Raw genomic sequence first — 17,269 nt, 5'->3', positions numbered from 1 at the left:
GATGCGGCGGAGGACCCCCGCCGCATCCCTTCGAACATACATTCATTCTACCGTCCGGCACCGACAAAGTCCCTGGCCAGAGCGGGTGTTGGGACTCCGGTGGCGGATGAGGGCAACGAGTTCCCGGCGGGTGCCGGCCGCGTATCGTGGGCCCATGGAGATCTGGATCAACCCGGCCTGTTCGAAGTGCCGCAGCGCCCTGACGCTGCTCGACGCGGAGGGCGCCGACTACACCGTGCGCCGCTACCTGGAGGACGTCCCCGGCGAGGACGAGATCCGTGCGGTGCTGGAGCGGCTGGACCTGGAGCCGTGGGAGATCACCCGTACCCAGGAGGCCGCCGCCAAGGAGCTGGGGCTGAAGGAGTGGCCCAGGGACGCCGCCTCCCGCGACCGGTGGATCGCCGCGCTGGCCGCCCACCCCAAGTTGATCCAGCGTCCGATCATCACCGCCGACGACGGCACGGCCCTGGTGGCCCGCTCCGACGACGCGGTGCGCGAGGCCATGACGCGCCACGGGAAGTCCTGAACCTGCCGCAACCATCGCCGACCGTGCCGGGCTCCTGCTACTTTCCCCGCCCATGACGTCCGATGATCACGGCAGCCTCTCCACTCCTGCCTCTTCCGCAGGAACGCCCGGTTCCCGACCGCCCCGGGCGAAGGACGGAACACGCCGCCGCCGCGCCTGGCGCGCGGCGGGCGCCGGGGTCGTCGTGGGGGCGGCGGTGGTGGCTCTGAGCGTGGCCGTGCGGTCCGAGGAGGAGGGGAACACCCCTTCACGGGCCGTGGCGCCCTCCGTCACCGCGGAACATGGGCCCCGTCCCGATCCACCGGTGGACGAGTTCGGCGTACCGATACGGGTGCCGCGCGTCCACGTCGCGACACCCGCACAGACACCTCCCGCCCTGACCGAGGCGCTGCGCCGGCCGTTCGTCACGCTGGAGCAGGCCTTCCCGAAGAAGTCGGTGAGGACGCGGAACGACACATACCGCCTTCTGGAGGCGGGGGGCCGCGACTCCTGCACGCCCGAGGAACGCTGGACGATGAAGGCCAGGCTGTCGGCACTGATCGACCAGGGCGACCCGTGCACCTCACAGGTGGAGGCGCTGTACGCCGACGAGGCCGAGAAGGTCATGGTCGAAGTCACCGTGCTCACCTTCAGGAGGCCCGAGGACGCCGCCCGCGTCCTGGAGATGACCTCGACGGACCGGAAGAACTATTGGGTCGCGGTCGTGCCGAGCGCCAGGCTGCAAGCTCTGTCGCTGAACGAGGCAGGCGACTACGAGCAGTCAATGACGGTCCGCTCCGTGATCCTGGCCCGGGGGCGGTGGGCGAGCGGCGCCCATACGAGATGGCCGGAGCTGACCGCGCACACCATGGCTCTGCTGGAGCACGTCGAGGCCGCCGTGCTGGCCCACGAGGACCCCGCCGGCCGGCTGTAACGGCGCCGCGAGGGCGGGGGCCGACCGGGGCCCGACGGGCGGGCCCTACCCCCTCGTCAAGGGGGTCAAGCCCATCGCATACGAGCCGCCGCCCCTGGGCGCGCGCCCCGCGGACGGGCGCGCCGGATCGTCCCGTGCGCGGTGGCCGGGCCACCTCACACGCCCGTACGGGGGACCCGGAAGGCCGGTAACACGGGGTTCACACGAGGGCAACGGTCGGGAAATCGCCCCTTGGCAGTCTGCGGGACATACCGGCGCACCGATGCCGCAGCGCCTCGCCCCGCGACGACCGTCCCGCACGGTCGAGACCACCGAAGGATGTGGCCCGTGACCTTCAAGGCTGAGTACATCTGGATCGACGGCACCGAGCCGACGGCCAAGCTCCGTTCCAAGACGAAGATCCTCTCCGACGACGCCAAGGGTGCCGAGCTGCCGATCTGGGGCTTCGACGGCTCCAGCACCAACCAGGCCGAGGGCCACGCCTCCGACTGCGTGCTCAAGCCGGTCTTCTCCTGCCCGGACCCGGTCCGCGGCGGCGAGGACATCCTGGTCCTGTGCGAGGTGCTGAACATCGACCTCACCCCGCACCCGAGCAACACGCGGGCCGCGCTGGTCGAGGTCGCCGGCCGCTACGGCTCCCAGGAGCCGATCTTCGGCATCGAGCAGGAGTACACGTTCTTCAAGGACAACTACCCGCTCGGCTTCCCGCGCGGCGGCTTCCCGGCCCCGCAGGGCGGCTACTACTGCGGCGTCGGCGCGGACGAGATCTTCGGCCGCGACATCGTCGAGGCGCACCTGGACAACTGCCTCAAGGCGGGTCTGGGCATCTCCGGCATCAACGCCGAGGTCATGCCGGGCCAGTGGGAGTTCCAGGTCGGCCCGCTCGCCCCGCTCGAGGTCTCGGACCAGCTGTGGATCGCCCGCTGGCTGCTGTACCGCACCGCCGAGGACTTCGGCGTGGCCGCCACCCTCGACCCCAAGCCGGTCAAGGGCGACTGGAACGGCGCCGGCGCGCACACCAACTTCTCCACCAAGGCGATGCGTGAGGGCTACGACGCCATCATCACCGCCTGTGAGTCGCTCGGCGAGGGCTCCAAGCCGCTGGACCACGTGAAGAACTACGGCGCCGGCATCGACGACCGCCTGACCGGTCTGCACGAGACCGCCCCGTGGGACAAGTACTCCTACGGCGTCTCCAACCGCGGCGCCTCGGTCCGCATCCCGTGGCAGGTCGAGAAGGACGGCAAGGGCTACATCGAGGACCGCCGCCCCAACGCCAACGTCGACCCGTACGTGGTGACCCGCCTGATCGTGGACACCTGCTGCGAGGCGCTGGAGAAGGCCGGCCAGGTCTGACCCGGCCGCGGGCCCGGCCCGAGCCAAGGTCGCGCACCAAGGCTCCGGAGCAGGGGGCGTCCGCCAACTGGTGGACGCCCCCTTCCACTTGGCCGCGACTCTGGTCTAATGGGAGCACAGCAACGGCATGGGGAGGTGTGGCATGACAGGTCGATTCGACCTCGAGCCCTTCTGGCCGTCCCGTCAGCACCACGACTTCGACCGTGTGTGTCGTCGCGCGATCTGCGCGCCGGCCCGCTGACCCCTTCTCCTCGCAGCCTCGCCGCCGCGCGCGAACCACGTCCCTTCCGACGACCTTCCGCGCGAAAGAAGCTGATTCCCATGGCGACCACGCACGCCTCGCACGCCTCCGACCTGCACTCCCCCGCGCTGCACCCCTCCGCCCCGCGCACGGCCGAGGCCGCCGCGCGCCGCCGCCTGCGGGCGGTGGACTCCCCGGCCGCGGCGGCTCCCGCCGCCGTCGAGCAGCTGCTGCCGCCGGGCGCCACCTGGCTGCCCGTTCCGCCGCAGTCGGTGCCCTCGCTGCCCGGCCGGCCGCCGATGGTCGGCTACCTGGTGCTGGTGCCCGCCGACCGGCAGCCCCCGTTCCTGCGCGAGGCCGCCGCGCCCGCCTCCGCGGCCCTCGCCTCCGCCTCCGCCCTCGCCCCGCCCTTGCGCCAGGACCCCGGGACCGGCGACGCGACAGGCCGGGCCGCCGACGACGCCCCGGACGCCGAGGACGCCGGGCACCCCGCGAACACGGAGCGGATCCGCGTCGACGTGGTGCGCCGCACCGCCGAGGTCGACGGGCGGCCGCTGGACCTCACCTACCTGGAGTTCGAACTCCTCGCCCACCTGGTCGCCCACCCCCACCGGGTCCACACCCGCGACCAGCTGGTGGCGACGGTCTGGGGCTACGGCCACATCGGCGACGGCCGCACCGTCGACGTCCACGTCGCCCGGCTGCGCCGCAAGCTGGGCGGACACCGCCAGGCGATCACCACCGTGCGCCGGGTCGGCTACAAGTACACGCCCCCGCTCGCCGACTGACCGTCGACGGCGCCGCCCGCCTGTGACAGGGTGACCGCCATGGAACCGATCATGGTGGAGCGGGACTGGGACGAGCGGGTCACGGCCGCCTGGGCGGCCCTGGACGACTTCCCGCAGGACGAGCAGGGCGCGGAGGCCTTCCGCGCCCGGATCGGCGCGCTGGCGGACGAGCTCCCGGACGGTCATCCGTTCGGCCTGTTCGAGCGGGCATGTGCCTGGGACTCGACCGGGCGTTCCGATCAGGCGGAGCCGCTCTACCGGCGGGCGCTGGAGGGAGGGCTCGACGGTTACAAGGGCCGCCGGGCCCGCATCCAGCTCGCCAGCTCGCTGCGCAACCTCGGCCGGGCCGAGGAGGGCGTCGCCCTGCTGGAGCCCGAACTGTCGGCGCCGTCGGACGAGTTGGACGACGCGGTGCGGTGCACCCTGGCGCTGTGCCTGTCCTCGCTGGGGCGCGACCGGGAGGGCCTGTCCCTGGTGGTCGAGGCGCTGGCCGCCCATCTGCCGCGCTATCAGAGGTCGATGGCGAACTACGCGCGGCTGCTGCGGGACCCGTCCGGGGGGAACTCTCCCACCAACGGGTGACCAACGCTCGATTCGCTCGTTCTGCTGAACGTGCAGCCACAGCATGTCGCCTCCCCTCCGCCCGCCCGCAGGTCCCGCCCCCACCGTCCCGGCGAAGGTCTCGACGTGGAGCAGGCCGAGGCCGCGCTCGTCGAGCACTACCCGCGGCTGGTCCGGCTCGCGTACCTGCTCCTGCCGTCCGGCCAGGACCGCGGCCGGCGGGTGCTCACCGCGCACGCCGTCACCCAACGGGCCCTGCCCAAGGGGAGAACGCCGTCCTCGGTGATCCCCGCCCAGGCGCAGGGCCCGGACAGCGACCCGGGGTACGCGGTCGTGCGGATGCGGATCGTGCGGGCCGCCCTGGACGCGGGCGGCGGGCGGCTGGCCCGCTTCTCGCGGCTGCCCCCGCTGCTCCCCCAGGTGTGGGGCATCCGGCTGTTCCCGCGCTCCGGAGGCGCGGGCGAACTCGCGCTGGAGCAAGGGCTGTCCGCCCTCTCCCCGGCCGGGCGGGCGGCGTACGTGCTGCGCGGTCTCGAGCGGCTGCCGGACGACGAGGTCCGTGAGGTCCTGGAGTCGGCGGGTGTGGAGAACCCGTACACGGCGGTCCGCGAGGCGGACAAGGTGCCGGTCCAGTACACCCTGCTGGACTCCCCCGAGTTCGACCCGTGCGCCCTGCAGGCCCGGCCGACGGACCTGATGCGCCGCCGTCAGCACACCAAGGCGGCCCTGGCCGCGGCGGCGGCCGCGGTGGTCTGCGCGGCGCTGGTGCTGGCGCCGGGCGACGGCTGGGGGCCGGACGGCGCCGCGGCCCCGCCGTACGCCAGCAACCCCGCGATGCGCGCCGCGCTGGACCCGGCCGAGCTGGTACGGGCCCAGCCGGACGCCTGGCGGACCTCGGCCCGCCTGGACTTCTCCGTCTGGCCCGCCCGGGGCACGCTGGCCCGGGACGAGCGGCTGCTGCGGCGCGCGCTGGCCGTCTGGGCGCGCCCCGGCCGCACCGTGCAGGTCTCCGCGACCACCGGCACGCCCTCCGGCGGCCCGGCGGGCCCGCCCCGGCTGCTGTACGCGGGCGAGGTCGACGGCGCCCGGGTGGTGCTGCTGCACGACGGACTGCGGATCGTCCGGTACGCGGAGCCCGCCACCGGGGCGGCCGGCGCCGCGCTGGACTTCGCCCGCGCCGACGGCGCCGCGGACGTCACCGCGAGCGCCGTGGTGGTGGGCCGCGCCGACGGCAACGTCCGCTACCTGCTGGCGCCCTGGGTGGAGGAGGCGGCCGGCCGGGACCTGCTGGGCGGCGGCAGGAGCGGCTCCCGCCGCGAGCTGCTGGACATCGGCCCGGACGGGGTGACCTCCCCGCTGGCCGGGCCGGTCCAGCAGCAGCCCGGCGCCTGCACCGCGTGGAACGCCCTGGAGCTCACCGGGGACGACGGCCGGCGCATGGTCACCGACCTGGGCGAGCTCACCCCGGCCGCGCTCACGGTGGGCGAACCGGGCGCGTCCCCCGCCGACTTCGGCCCCCGCTCCCGGCAGGCCTGGAAGCCGCTGGCCTGCACGCTGGCGACGATGCGCGGGCAGGGCGTGCGGTCGGTGAACGCCTGGCGGTTCGCCGAGCAGCCGCTGCCGGACGGCACGGGCTCGGCGGCCTGGGTGTGCACCCGCTCCGAGACCTGGCGCGGCGAGGGCGCGCAGGTGCTGGCCCAGTTCCGTCCGCCGGGCGTGGAGGCGGCGGCCGTCACCGCCAAGGGCACCGACGTCACGGCGTGCGGGGCGCGTGAACCGCAGGCGGTCGCCGGCGTCCTGTGGAAGGCGGGCAGCGGCGCCTGGTACCTGCTGGCGGCGGGCGGCCCGCACACGGCGTCGATCACCGCCTCCGGCGGGGTGCGCGCCGAGGCGGACGGACGGTTCCTCAGCGTCCCGGCCGAGCAGGGCGCGCGGGCCGATCTCAGGGCGACCCTGACCGACGGGAGCAAGGTCACCGGCCTCGGCTGAGGCCGGGCCGGTCCCCGGGGCCCACGCCGACCGCGGGGCCCGGGCCGGGCACGCACGCCGACCGCCGACCGCAGCGCTCCGGGACCTCACCGGATCCGCCCGTTGGCGGCTGCGGGCGGCGTGCCGACCACGGGCGCGCACCCGCCGCTAAGGTGTTCGTATGACTACCGGGGTACGCCGCAGGATGGGGGTCGAGGAGCGGCGGCAGCAGTTGATCGACGTCGCGCTCGACCTGTTCAGCCACCGCTCGCCCGACGAGGTCTCCATCGACGAGATCGCCGCGGCCGCCGGCATCTCGCGCCCCTTGGTGTACCACTACTTCCCTGGCAAGCTCAGCCTGTACGAGGCGGCGCTGAAGCTGGCCTCGCAGGACCTCGCGGGGCGGTTCACCGAGCCGCGGGAGGGCCCGCTGGGCGCCCGGCTGCTGCGGGTGACGCGCCGTTTCTTCGACTTCGTCGACGATCACGGCCCCGGATTCTCGGCGCTGATGCGCGGCGGCCCGGCGGTGGGCTCGTCGACCACCAACGCGCTGGTCGACGGGGTGCGGCAGGTGGCGTTCGAGCAGATGCTGCAGCACATGGCGCTGGACGGGCCGGTCTCCCCGCGGCTGGAGCTGCTGCTGCGCTCGTGGATCTCGCACGCCGAGTCGACGGCACTGCTCTGGCTGTCCGGGCGGGTGATCCCGCGCGAGGAGCTGGAGGTGCAGCTGGTGCACGACTTCGCCGCGCTCGCCGCCGTCGCCGCCACCTCCGACCCGCTGCTGGCGGACCTGCTGCGCCGGGTGCTGGCCGAGGAACCGCAGGACAGTCCCTTCGTCGACCTGATCGGCAGGCTCGCGGCGCTGGCCGCCTGAGGGCCGCCGCGGCGGTCGGCAGGAATCCGTCAACGCTCCCGGGGAAGACGGCAGTTCGTATCCAGTCGGACCCTCCCCAGAGATGAGTGTGACGTGATGTCCTCCTACGACCGGCCGCAGCCGAAGAACGGCCTCGCCGTACCCGCCCTGGTGCTCGGCATCCTTGCGGTGGTCTTCTTCTGGACCGTGGTCGGCGGCATCCTGCTCGGGGTCCTCGCGCTGGTCTTCGGCATCCTGGGCATGCGCCGGGCCCGCCGCGACGGGGCGCCGCACCGCAAGCTGTCGGTGACCGGTGCGGTGCTGGGCGCGCTGGCGCTGGCCGGCTCCCTGCTGCTGGTCGTGGTGGGGGCTTCGCTGCTGGGCACCGACGAGTTCAAGAACCTGCAGGAGTGCGTGAAGCAGGCGGACACCCAGGCCGAGATGGACGCCTGCGAGCGGGACTACGGCGACCAGGTCAACGACTGACCGCGCGGACGCGGCGGGCGGCCCGCGTCCCCGCCCCGGAACACCGAACGGCGTCCCCCACAGGCTGTGGGGGACGCCGTTCGCCGTTTCGCGGGACCGGGTCAGGAGGCGGTGAAGACCGCCACCGTCCGGCCCGGCACGCTGAAGGTGCCGTCCTCGTAGGAGGCCGACCTCACCACCGGGTCGGAGCCGGAGGCCTGCGCCGGGTGGAGGCGCCACCCGCCGTCACCGAGCCCGCCCACGTGCTGCTCCGCGGCCTCGGGGGTGGCGTTGAAGACCACCACCAGGTCGTCGAGGCGCATGGTGATGACACCGGGCGTCTCCTTCTCGCCGGAGAGCGGGAAGGACAGCTTCTGCTGCACCTTCGCCGTGCTGTCCAGGGAGAAGGCCTTCTCCGTGGAGCGGATCCGCAGCAGGTCACGATAGGCGGCGGAGGCGCCCTCGATCTCCTCGCAGCCCACCGACACCTTGGTCAGCAGCGGCTTGGCGTAGCCCCACTTGGGCTCGTTGTCGGCGGCCGGCGGCAGTCCGCGGCCGAAGCCGTTGCCCGCCTCGCAGTTCCAGTGGATGGCGTTGAACCAGTCGCCGCTGTCGTAGGAGTTGCGGTCCAGCGACTTCGAGCGCAGCAGGTCGGTGCCCGCCTGGGAGAGCGCCGGACCCTGTGAGAGGGCGGCGGTCGCCATGGCGAGGACCTGCATCCGGGCCCGGTCGCCGGCCGGGGTGCCGGCCGGCAGCTTGAAGGCGAGGGCGTCGAACAGCGACTCGTTGTCGTGCGCGTCGGCGTAGGCGAGGGCGTCGCCCGGGGCCTCGGCGTAGCCGGCGGGCGAGCCGTTGTAGTCGACCTGCGCGCCGGTCACCTCCTTGCCGGAGGTGTCGGTGAAGCGGTAGCCGGCCAGGTTGCCGGTCAGACCGACCTTGATCAGGTCGTGGTAGTGCAGCAGGCGCGCCTTCTGCTCGGCCTCGCTGCCGTTGGCGTTGGAGGAGTTGGGGTCGGTGTAGAGACCGGAGGCGAAGCCTTGGACGCCCGGGTCCTCGTCGAAGGGGCCGCCGCCGCGGACGGCGTCACGGGCCCGGTCGGAGAAGGTGGCGATGCCGGTGCCGGCCATGTGCTTCTGGGTGGCCTGCGTGAAGCGGGCGTCGTCGGCGATCTCGCCGAAGTTCCAGCCCTCGCCGTACAGCAGGATGTTCTTGCCGTCGACGCCGTCCTTCTCGAGGGTGAGGGCGTCCAGCGCCTTGCGGACGGCGACCATGTTGGCCTTGGGGTGGTGGCCCATCAGGTCGAAGCGGAAGCCGTCGACCTTGTACTCCTTGGCCCAGGTGACCACGGAGTCGACGACCAGCTTGCCCATCATGGCGTTCTCGGGGGCGGTGTTGGCGCAGCAGGTGGAGGTGGCCACCTTTCCGTCCGCGAGAAGCCGGTGGTAGTAGCCGGGCACGATCCGGTCGAGGACCGAGGTCTTGGCCTGGCCGCTGGCGGCGGTGTGGTTGTAGACCACGTCCATCACGACGCGCAGGCCGTCGTCGTTGAGCGACTTGACCATCTGCCGGAACTCGGTGGTGCGCTTGGTGCCGTCCGGGTCGGAGGCATAGGAGCCCTCCGGCACGGTGTAGTGGTACGGGTCGTAGCCCCAGTTGTAGGCGTCCTTGGCCGCGGTGGCGGTGACGCACTCCTGCTGGGCGGGCGAGTCCGCGGGCAGCGACGCGAGGTCGCAGTCCGGGGTGGCCTGGTCCGCCTTGCGCTCGCCGATGGTGGCGATGTCGAACACGGGCAGCAGGTGCACGTGCGAGGTGCCCGCCTCCGCGAGCTCCTTCAGGTGCTTCGAGCCGTCGCTGCCCTTGTCGGCGAAGGCCCGGTAGGTGCCGCGGTCGCCGGCCGGGACGGTCGGGTCGGCCACGGAGAAGTCCCGCACGTGCAGTTCCTGGATCTGCGCGTCGCGCAGCGGAACGGCCTCGGGCTTGGTGAGCTTCGCCCAGCCCTCGGGGGCGAGGGAGCGGTCGTCGAGGTCGACGGCCAGGCTGTGCGTGGAGTCGGCGGTCAGGGCGACCGAGTAGGGGTCGGTGACCTTGTTGACGACGACCTTCTGCTCGGTGGGCGCGAAGACCTCCACCGCGTAGCGGTAGGGCTTGTTCCTCCAGGAGGCGGGGCCGGTGACCGACCAGACGCCGGTGGCGGCGTCCCGCTTCATCGGCACTGTGGCGGAGCCGATCTCGAGGTCGACGTCCTTGGCGGTGGGGGCCCACACGGAGAGGGTGGGGCGCCCGTGGGAGAAGACCGGGCCGAGGTCGGCCTGGGCGGCCTTCGGGTACAGGTCGTCGAGGACGCCCGCGGTCTGCACGCCGGTGGCGGCGAGGACCGCCCCGTTGGCGGCGTGCTGGGCGGCGACGACCTGTCCGCGCAGGGCGGTGCGGACGCGGTCGGCGTCGCGCGGGTCGACGGTCCAGGCGGTGCCCTTGGCCAGGTGCGGGAAGCGGGCCTTCTGCTCGTCGGTGAGCTTGCCCGACGTCAGCCGCAGCCAGGTGGCGTCGCCGGTGAGCGCGCCGTCCTTCACCGCGAGGGAGCCGTCGCCGGAGGCGAGCAGCTGGGTGGAGGCGGCGGCCGGGGAGCCGTCCCAGACGACCGTGGTGCGGTCGATCCAGACGGCCTTGGAGCTCGTCAGGTCGAGGGCGCCGGAGCTGCCCGCGGGCTGCGGGAGCAGGTACTTCTCCTGGCCGGCCAGCAGCCAGACCTCGTTGCCGTTGGCCTTGAGGTCGAGGGCCTGGTCGGTGGGGAGGTCCTCTGGTCGCCCTTGTGGAGGATGTAGCTGAGGCTGGTCGCGCCGTCGGCGAGGGGCACCTCGTACACCGCGCCGAAGGAGTCGACCTTGCTGGGCTGCACGGGGCGGGCCCAGTCGGTCGGGTTCGCGGCGCCGGACCAGACGTGCAGGCCCCAGCCGTCGTAGTCGCCGTCCGCGCGGTGGTAGTGCAGGACGGCCTTGGAGCGGTCGGGCTCGGGGTATTCGGCGGCCGGCTTCTCGGTGGTGACGGCCTCCTTGCCCTGCTCGATCCAGACCTCGCCGGTGCGGGTGACGTCGACGGTGCGGTCGGCGGCGACGTCCTTGTTCCCGTCCTTGTCGATGACGAGGAAGCCGACGTCGGAGGCGCCGGGCTTGAGCTTGACCCAGGCGAAGGCGCCGTAGGCGTCGCGGCCGGTGAACGGGTGGCTCTTGGGCCACTCGGTGGCCTCGCCCTCGGCGATGTCGCCCCAGGCGTACAGGCCCCAGTCGTCGTAGTCGCCGTCGGTGCGCTTGTAGTGCACGAGCACGTGGTCGCGGGAGACGGCGGTCGGCACCTCGGGCGCCGGCGGGGTGCCGGTCGTGCTCTGCGCGAGGTCGCTCGCGGTGCGGCCGGCGCGGTCGACGACCACGGCCTTGTAGCGCAGGGCGGTCCCGACGGGGACGTCCTCGCCGATGGTCTGGGTGACCCGGTAGGGGGCGTGGTCGGCGGAACCGAGCACCTTCCACGGGCCGTTGCCGACCTGGGCGGCGAAGACGACGCGGTTGAGCTGTCCCCCGTCCACATCGGCGTTCACGGTGACGGTGCCGGTGGCGCCGGTCTCCGGGGCGGTGAGGGTGACGGCGGGGGCGGCGGCCGGCTTGGGCAGCGGGGCCTTGGCCTGGAACACGACGGCGGAGCCGGCCGGGACGGTGACCGTCACCTTGCGGTCGGCGTCGCTGCGCACGGTGGCGCCGGTGCCGTGGATGCCGCGGAAGGAGGCGTCGGCGGAGCCGGTGGCGAAGGTGGCCGACTTCTCCTCACCCGCGTTGTTGAAGGCGACCAGGTACTCGACGCCGGACCTGGCGTCGGTGCGGGAGAAGGCGTAGACGCCCGCCCCGTCGGCCGCGTAGCGCTCGGTCTGGACGCCGTCGGCGAGGGCCGGGTGGGCCTTGCGGAGCTTGGCGAGGGCGCTGATCTGCTCGTAGAGCGGCGCCTTGGTGTCGAAGGCGTCCTCGGCGTGGGTGCGGTCGGTGCCGAGCTGGTCGTCGTCGAGGTAGTCGGCGGTCTTCGAGGCGAACATGGTCTGGCGGGCGTCCTTGTCACCGCCGTTGCCGGTGAAGCCCTGCTCGTCGCCGTAGTAGATCACCGGGTTGCCGCGGCCCAGGAACATCAGCTCGTTGGCGAGCTTCGCCCTGCGCAGCAGCGCGGCGTCCGAGGCGCCGGAGCCGTCGGCCTTCAGGAAGTGGCCGATGCGCCCCATGTCGTGGTTGCCGAGGAAGGTGACCTGCTCGTAGGCGTTCGCCTTGTCGGTGGCGTACTTGTAGTCGTCGCCGAAGACCGAGGAGAGCTTCTTCGCGCTGCCGCCCTGGGAGGCGTACTGGCGCGCGGCCTCCTGGAAGGGGAAGTCGAGCGTCGAGTCGAGGCGGCCCTCGGTGACGTACGGGGCGGTGACGGAGGTGTCGCTGGAGTACACCTCGCCGAACATGAAGAAGTCGTCCCGGCCCCGCTTCGCGGCGTACGCGTCGAGGGCGGTGGCCCACTGGCTCCAGAACTCCATGTTGACGTGCTTCACGGTGTCGATCCGGAAGCCGTCGATGCCGAAGTCCCTGACCCAGCGCTGGTAGATCTTCTCCATGCCGGAGACGACCTCGGGACGCTCGGTCCACAGGTCGTCCAGGCCGGAGAAGTCGCCGTAGGTGGTGGACTCGCCGGCGTAGGTGGAGTCGCCGCGGTTGTGGTACATCGCCGGGTCGTTCAGCCAGGCGGGAACCTTGACGTTCTTCTTCGCCTCGGGCACCACGGGGGTGCGCGGGAAGGAGCCGGAATCGACGGCGGGGAAGCGGTCGCCGCCCCCGGCGTGGTCGGCGTCGTCGAAGGGCTTCCCGTCCTTCGTGAGGTACGGGAAGGCGCCCTTGGAGAGGTAGGAGTAGGACTTCTCCCGGTAGTCGACGACGTCGGCGGTGTGGTTGGTGATGACGTCGAAGAAGACCTTCATGCCCTTGGCGTGGGCGGCGTCGATCAGCTTCTCCAGGTCGGCGTTGGTGCCGAAGTGTGGGTCGACCTGGGTGAAGTCGGTGATCCAGTAGCCGTGGTACCCGGCCGACGCCTGGTCGCCGGTCCCCTGGACGGGCTGGTTCTTGAAGATGGGCGCCATCCAGATGGCGGTGGTGCCCAGGCCCTTGATGTAGTCGAGCTTCTTGGTGAGGCCCTTGAGGTCGCCGCCCTGGTAGAAGCCCTTGTCGGCGGGGTCGAAGCCGGTGGCCGTACGGGAGCCGGTGAGGCCGCCGCGGTCGTTGGAGGTGTCGCCGTTGGCGAAACGATCCGGCAGGACGAAGTAGAACTGGTCGCGCGTCAGGTCGTGGCGGGCCGGCTGGGCGGCGAGCTTCGCGTCCGACGGGGGCGCCGGGGGCTCGGCGGCCTGGGCGGCGAGCGGCGGCAGCAGCGTCGCCGCGAGTGCGGCGGCGACGGCGGTGGCGGCGATCCGCGCCCCGCCCGCGAGGCCGCGGCCCGGCTTCACGCCGGCCGGGCCGGGGAGCGGCGACGCCGCTCCGGTTCTCCTGGTACTCACCACGAAGGTCCTCCTTGACGTCCGGTGAGCTGCGATGGGCCTACGGCCGGCGGAGCGTGGGGGATGGCCGCGGCGGGGGTGAGTTCACCCGTGGCCTGCCGCGAGGGGCGGCAGGCCACGGGGAGTTGTGCGGTGGTGCGGGGTGTGACCGGTGGACCGCGGGACGACGAGCGGGCGGTACGTCGTCCTGCGGCCCACCGGTCGGTCGGAGCGGCCGACCGGGCCGGGTGACCCGATCAGCCGGGTTGGCCGACTCGCCGGTTGGCCGGGGTGCCGGTTGTCCGGACCGGACCGGACGGTTGGCCGGGTTTGGCCGGACCGGACCGTTGGCCGGGTCGGCCGGGTCGGCTGACCCGGGCCGGGGCGGCGATGTCAGGCCGTGGTGAACCAGGCCGTCGTGTCGGCCGGGACGAGGGCCTCGCCGTCGGTGACGGTGACCTCGCCGCTGGCCGTCAGCAGGCGGCCGGGCGCGGCGAACGGCACGGCCTCGCCGGTGGTGTTGGCGACGCAGACGAACGCACCGCGGCGGAAGGCGAGCACGCCCTCGGGGGCGGGCAGCCACTCGACCGCCTCGCCGGCGCCCAGGTCGGGCGCCTCGCGGCGGACGGCGAGGGCGGTGCGGTACATCTCCAGCGTGGAGCCGGGCACCCCCTGCTGCGCCTCGACGCTCAGCTCGCCCCAGCCCGCGGGCTGCGGGAGCCAGCTGCCGCCGTCGCCGAAGCCGTGACTGGAGCCCTCACGGGTCCACGGGATCGGCACCCGGCAGCCGTCGCGGAAGCCGTCCTGGCCCGCGCCGCGGAAGTAGGCGGGGTCCTGGCGCGCCTCGTCGGGCAGGTCGACGACGTCCGGCAGGCCGAGCTCCTCGCCCTGGTACAGGTACGCGGAGCCGGGCAGCGCCAGCATCAGCAGGGTGGCGGCGCGGGCGCGGCGCAGGCCGAGCTCGCGGTCGCCGGCCTCACGGATCTGGGTGCCCAGGCCCGCCGGGTTGGCGAAGCGGGTGGCGTGCCGGGTCACGTCGTGGTTGGAGAGCACCCAGGTGGCGGGCGCGCCCACCGGGCGCATCGCCTCCAGGGTGCGGTCGATGACCTCGCGCAGCTCGGCGGCGTCCCAGTGGGTGCTCAGGTACTGGAAGTTGAACGCCTGGTGCAGCTCGTCGGGGCGCACGTAGTGGGCGGTGCGCTCGACGGTCGGGGTCCACGCCTCGGCGACGAAGACGCGGTCGCCGCTGTACTCGTCGAGGATCAGGCGCCACTGGCGGTAGATCTCGTGGACGCCGTCCTGGTCGAAGAACGGGACGACGCCGTCGCCGAGCAGCTTGACCTGCTCGTTGCCGCCGATGTCGGGCAGACCGGGCGCCTTGACCATGCCGTGGGCAACGTCGATCCGGAAGCCGTCGACGCCCATGTCCAGCCAGAACCGCAGGATGGAACGGAACTCGTCGTTGACCGCCGGGTGGTCCCAGTTGAAGTCGGGCTGCTCGGGGGCGAACAGGTGCAGGTACCACTCGCCCGGTGTGCCGTCGGGCTCGGTGACCCGGGTCCAGGCCGGGCCGCCGAAGATGGACTCCCAGTCGTTGGGCGGGAGTTCACCGTTGGCGCCCTTGCCGGGGCGGAAGTGGTAGCGGTCGCGCAGCGGCGAGCCGGGGCCGTCGGCGAGGGCCCGCTTGAACCACTCGTGCTGGTCGGAGGAGTGGTTGGGCACCAGGTCGACGATGATCCGCAGACCCAGGTCGTGGGCGTCGCGGATCAGTCCGTCGGCGTCCAGCAGGTTGCCGAACATCGGGTCGACGGCGCGGTAGTCGGCGACGTCGTAGCCGGCGTCGGCCTGCGGGGAGGCGTAGAAGGGGCTCAGCCACACCGCGTCCACGCCCAGGTCGCGCAGGTAGGGCAGCCGGGCGCGGATGCCCGGCAGGTCGCCCATGCCGTCGCCGTCGCTGTCGGCGAAGCTGCGCGGGTACACCTGGTAGATGACCGCGTCCCGCCACCAGTCGCGGCGGTCGGCGACGGCGTGGCCGGCGGTACGGGGGGCCGTGCGGTGGGTGGGAGAAACCGGTTCGGCGGTCTGGTGACTCATGACGTCCTTGCTGTGTGCCGAGGGTCGCTGTGGTGGGGGGAGGTGCCGTGGCGCGCGGTCAGCCCTTGGTGCCGCCGGCGGTGAGGCCGGTGACCAGGTTCTTCTGGACCAGGTAGAAGAAGGCCGAGACCGGTATCGCCACCAGGACCGCGGTGGCGGCCATCAGGTGCCGCTGGGCGTCGTGCTCGCTGACGAAGCTCTGCATGCCCACCGCGAGGGTGTACTTGGTGTCGTCGAGCATGAACGTCGAGGCGAAGGCGACCTCGCCGAAGGCGGTGATGAAGTTGTAGAACGCGGCGACCGCCAGGCCCGGGCGGGCCAGCGGCAGGATCAGCCGCAGGAAGGTGCCGAAGGGGCTCAGGCCGTCGACGCGGCCGGCCTCGTCGATCTCGAAGGGGATCGTGTCGAAGTAGCCCTTGAGCAGCCACGCCGAGTAGGGGACGGCGGTGGAGCAGTAGACCAGGATGAGGCCGCCGAAGGTGTCGATCAGCCGCAGGCTCGTCAGCAGCTGGTACATCGGCACGATCAGCACGGCGATCGGGAACATCTGGGTGCACAGCAGCACCCACATCAGCTTCTTCTGGCCGGGGAAGCGCATCCGGGAGACCGCGTAGCCGGTGGTGGCCGCGATCAGCACGCCGAGCACGGTGGTGCCCAGCGAGACGATCAGGGAGCTCTTGAGCCAGTACAGGAAGTTGCTGTCGGACAGGACCGTGACGTAGTTGTCCAGGGTGGCCTTGCCGAAGATGCCGCCGGGCCGCAGGTAGTCGTCCTTGTCCGGGCCGAGCGACAGCAGGAAGATCCAGGCGACCGGGAGGACGGCGATCAGGCTCGCGACGATCAGCACGATGTGCGAGACGGCCCGGACCAGCGGGCGGGTCTCGCCGCGGCGGCGCACCGCCTTCCGCGCGGTCCGTGCGGGTGCCGCCTCGACGGGGGTCTCGAGGGTGTGGGTAGTCATGGCTCCTGCCTCAGGACTGCTGCTCGCCGCGGGCCAGCCAGCGGCGGTAGAAGGAGGTGAAGACGACCAGGATCGCGAGCAGCAGCATGCCGTAGGCCGCCGACTGGGCGAAGTCCCGCGGCTGCTGGCCGAATCCCAGGAAGTAGGCCCAGGTGACCAGGATCTGCGCGTCCGGCGCCTTGGTGCCGAACAGCAGGAAGATCACCGCGAACTGGTTGAAGGTCCAGATGATGCCCAGCAGGACGACGGTGGAGCTCACCGAGCGCAGGCCGGGCAGGGTGACGTAGCGGAACCGCTGCCAGGGGGATGCTCCGTCGAGCTCGGCGGCCTCGTAGAGGTTGCCGTCGATCGACTGCAGGCCGCCCAGCAGGGAGACCATCATGAACGGCACGCCGCACCAGGTGTTCACCATGATCGCGGCGACCCGCTGCCAGAGGGTGTCCTCCAGCCACAGGGGCGTCGGCAGGTGCAGCAGTTCCAGGCCGGCGTTGATGATGCCCTCGTCGGCGAGCATGAAGCGCCAGCCGAAGACGGTGACGAAGGTGGGCACGGCCCACGGCAGGACCAGCATCAGCCGGTAGAAGGTGCGTCCGCGCAGCTTCTGGTTGAGCAGCAGGGCCAGGCCCAGACCGAGCGTGTAGTGCAGCGTCACACAGGCGACGGTCCACACGATGGTCCAGATGAAGTGCGACCAGAACCGGTCGTACGCGGTCTCTCCGAAGAGGATGTCCGCGTAGTTGTCCAGCCCGACGAACTTGTACGTCGCCTCGATCTCGTTCACGCCGATGGTGCGCGCGGAGTTCAGCGAGTTCGCGTCGGTCAGGGTGAGCCAGAAGCCGTAGACCAGTGGGTACAGGACGAGCACGCCCAGCACGAGGACCACCGGCGCGATCATCGCGTAGGCGTACCAGTGCCGGCGCCATCCGTGGCGGATCGCAGCGATCATGGAAACGACACCTTCGAGGCCGGCGACCGGCCGTTCGTCGGGGAGGGGAGGGAGG

11 protein-coding genes and 1 pseudogene are annotated in these 17,269 nt (G+C 72.4%); 8 read left to right on the top strand and 4 right to left on the bottom strand.

What is annotated here, in order from left to right; genetic code table 11:
• The first annotated feature begins 154 nt into the window (after positions 1–154).
• From ACOV8S_RS10810 to ACOV8S_RS10775, 8 genes are all read left to right on the top strand, one after another.
• Complete coding sequence (locus ACOV8S_RS10810) at positions 155–526, top strand: arsenate reductase family protein (protein ID WP_448317578.1); 372 nt, start codon at positions 155–157, stop codon at positions 524–526.
• Between the two features lie 304 nt (positions 527–830).
• Positions 831–1,439, top strand: a complete 609-nt coding sequence (locus ACOV8S_RS10805; RefSeq protein WP_448317577.1) for a hypothetical protein — start codon at positions 831–833, stop codon at positions 1,437–1,439.
• A gap of 327 nt (positions 1,440–1,766) precedes the next feature.
• Positions 1,767–2,795, top strand: coding sequence for a glutamine synthetase (glnII, locus tag ACOV8S_RS10800; protein WP_351117807.1), 1,029 nt, complete (start codon positions 1,767–1,769; stop codon positions 2,793–2,795).
• A 321-nt stretch (positions 2,796–3,116) separates the two neighbouring features.
• Positions 3,117–3,824 (top strand): winged helix-turn-helix domain-containing protein, encoded by a 708-nt coding sequence (locus tag ACOV8S_RS10795; RefSeq protein WP_448317576.1) that lies wholly within the window; start codon positions 3,117–3,119, stop codon positions 3,822–3,824.
• A 39-nt stretch (positions 3,825–3,863) separates the two neighbouring features.
• Positions 3,864–4,406: a tetratricopeptide repeat protein gene (locus ACOV8S_RS10790; protein WP_448317575.1), complete on the top strand. Its 543-nt coding sequence runs from the start codon at positions 3,864–3,866 to the stop codon at positions 4,404–4,406.
• Between the two features lie 30 nt (positions 4,407–4,436).
• The gene (locus ACOV8S_RS10785) at positions 4,437–6,374 is read left to right on the top strand and encodes a hypothetical protein (protein ID WP_448317574.1); all 1,938 of its coding nucleotides are present in this window, start codon (positions 4,437–4,439) and stop codon (positions 6,372–6,374) included.
• Positions 6,375–6,534: 160 nt separating this feature from the next.
• Positions 6,535–7,227: a TetR/AcrR family transcriptional regulator gene (locus tag ACOV8S_RS10780; protein WP_448317572.1), complete on the top strand. Its 693-nt coding sequence runs from the start codon at positions 6,535–6,537 to the stop codon at positions 7,225–7,227.
• A 96-nt stretch (positions 7,228–7,323) separates the two neighbouring features.
• On the top strand, positions 7,324–7,692 hold the full coding sequence (locus ACOV8S_RS10775; protein WP_448317571.1) for a DUF4190 domain-containing protein: 369 nt from the start codon (positions 7,324–7,326) through the stop codon (positions 7,690–7,692).
• A 101-nt stretch (positions 7,693–7,793) separates the two neighbouring features.
• Here ACOV8S_RS10775 and pulA read toward each other — a convergent pair.
• From pulA to ACOV8S_RS10755, 4 genes and pseudogenes are all read right to left on the bottom strand, one after another.
• Positions 7,794–13,183 (bottom strand): annotated as a pseudogene (gene pulA, locus ACOV8S_RS10770) (pullulanase-type alpha-1,6-glucosidase).
• A 423-nt stretch (positions 13,184–13,606) separates the two neighbouring features.
• The gene (locus tag ACOV8S_RS10765; RefSeq protein WP_448317570.1) at positions 13,607–15,307 is read right to left on the bottom strand and encodes a glycoside hydrolase family 13 protein; all 1,701 of its coding nucleotides are present in this window, start codon (positions 15,305–15,307) and stop codon (positions 13,607–13,609) included.
• Between the two features lie 58 nt (positions 15,308–15,365).
• The gene (locus ACOV8S_RS10760) at positions 15,366–16,268 is read right to left on the bottom strand and encodes a sugar ABC transporter permease (RefSeq protein ID WP_448317568.1); all 903 of its coding nucleotides are present in this window, start codon (positions 16,266–16,268) and stop codon (positions 15,366–15,368) included.
• Positions 16,269–16,278: 10 nt separating this feature from the next.
• The gene (locus tag ACOV8S_RS10755) at positions 16,279–17,214 is read right to left on the bottom strand and encodes a carbohydrate ABC transporter permease (protein WP_448317567.1); all 936 of its coding nucleotides are present in this window, start codon (positions 17,212–17,214) and stop codon (positions 16,279–16,281) included.
• Between the last annotated feature and the right edge of the window lie 55 nt (positions 17,215–17,269).

The organism is Streptomyces sp. CO7 (genome assembly GCF_053474865.1).
The sequence above is the reverse complement of the archived record's forward strand: the minus strand, read 5'-3'. Positions and strand labels throughout refer to the sequence as shown.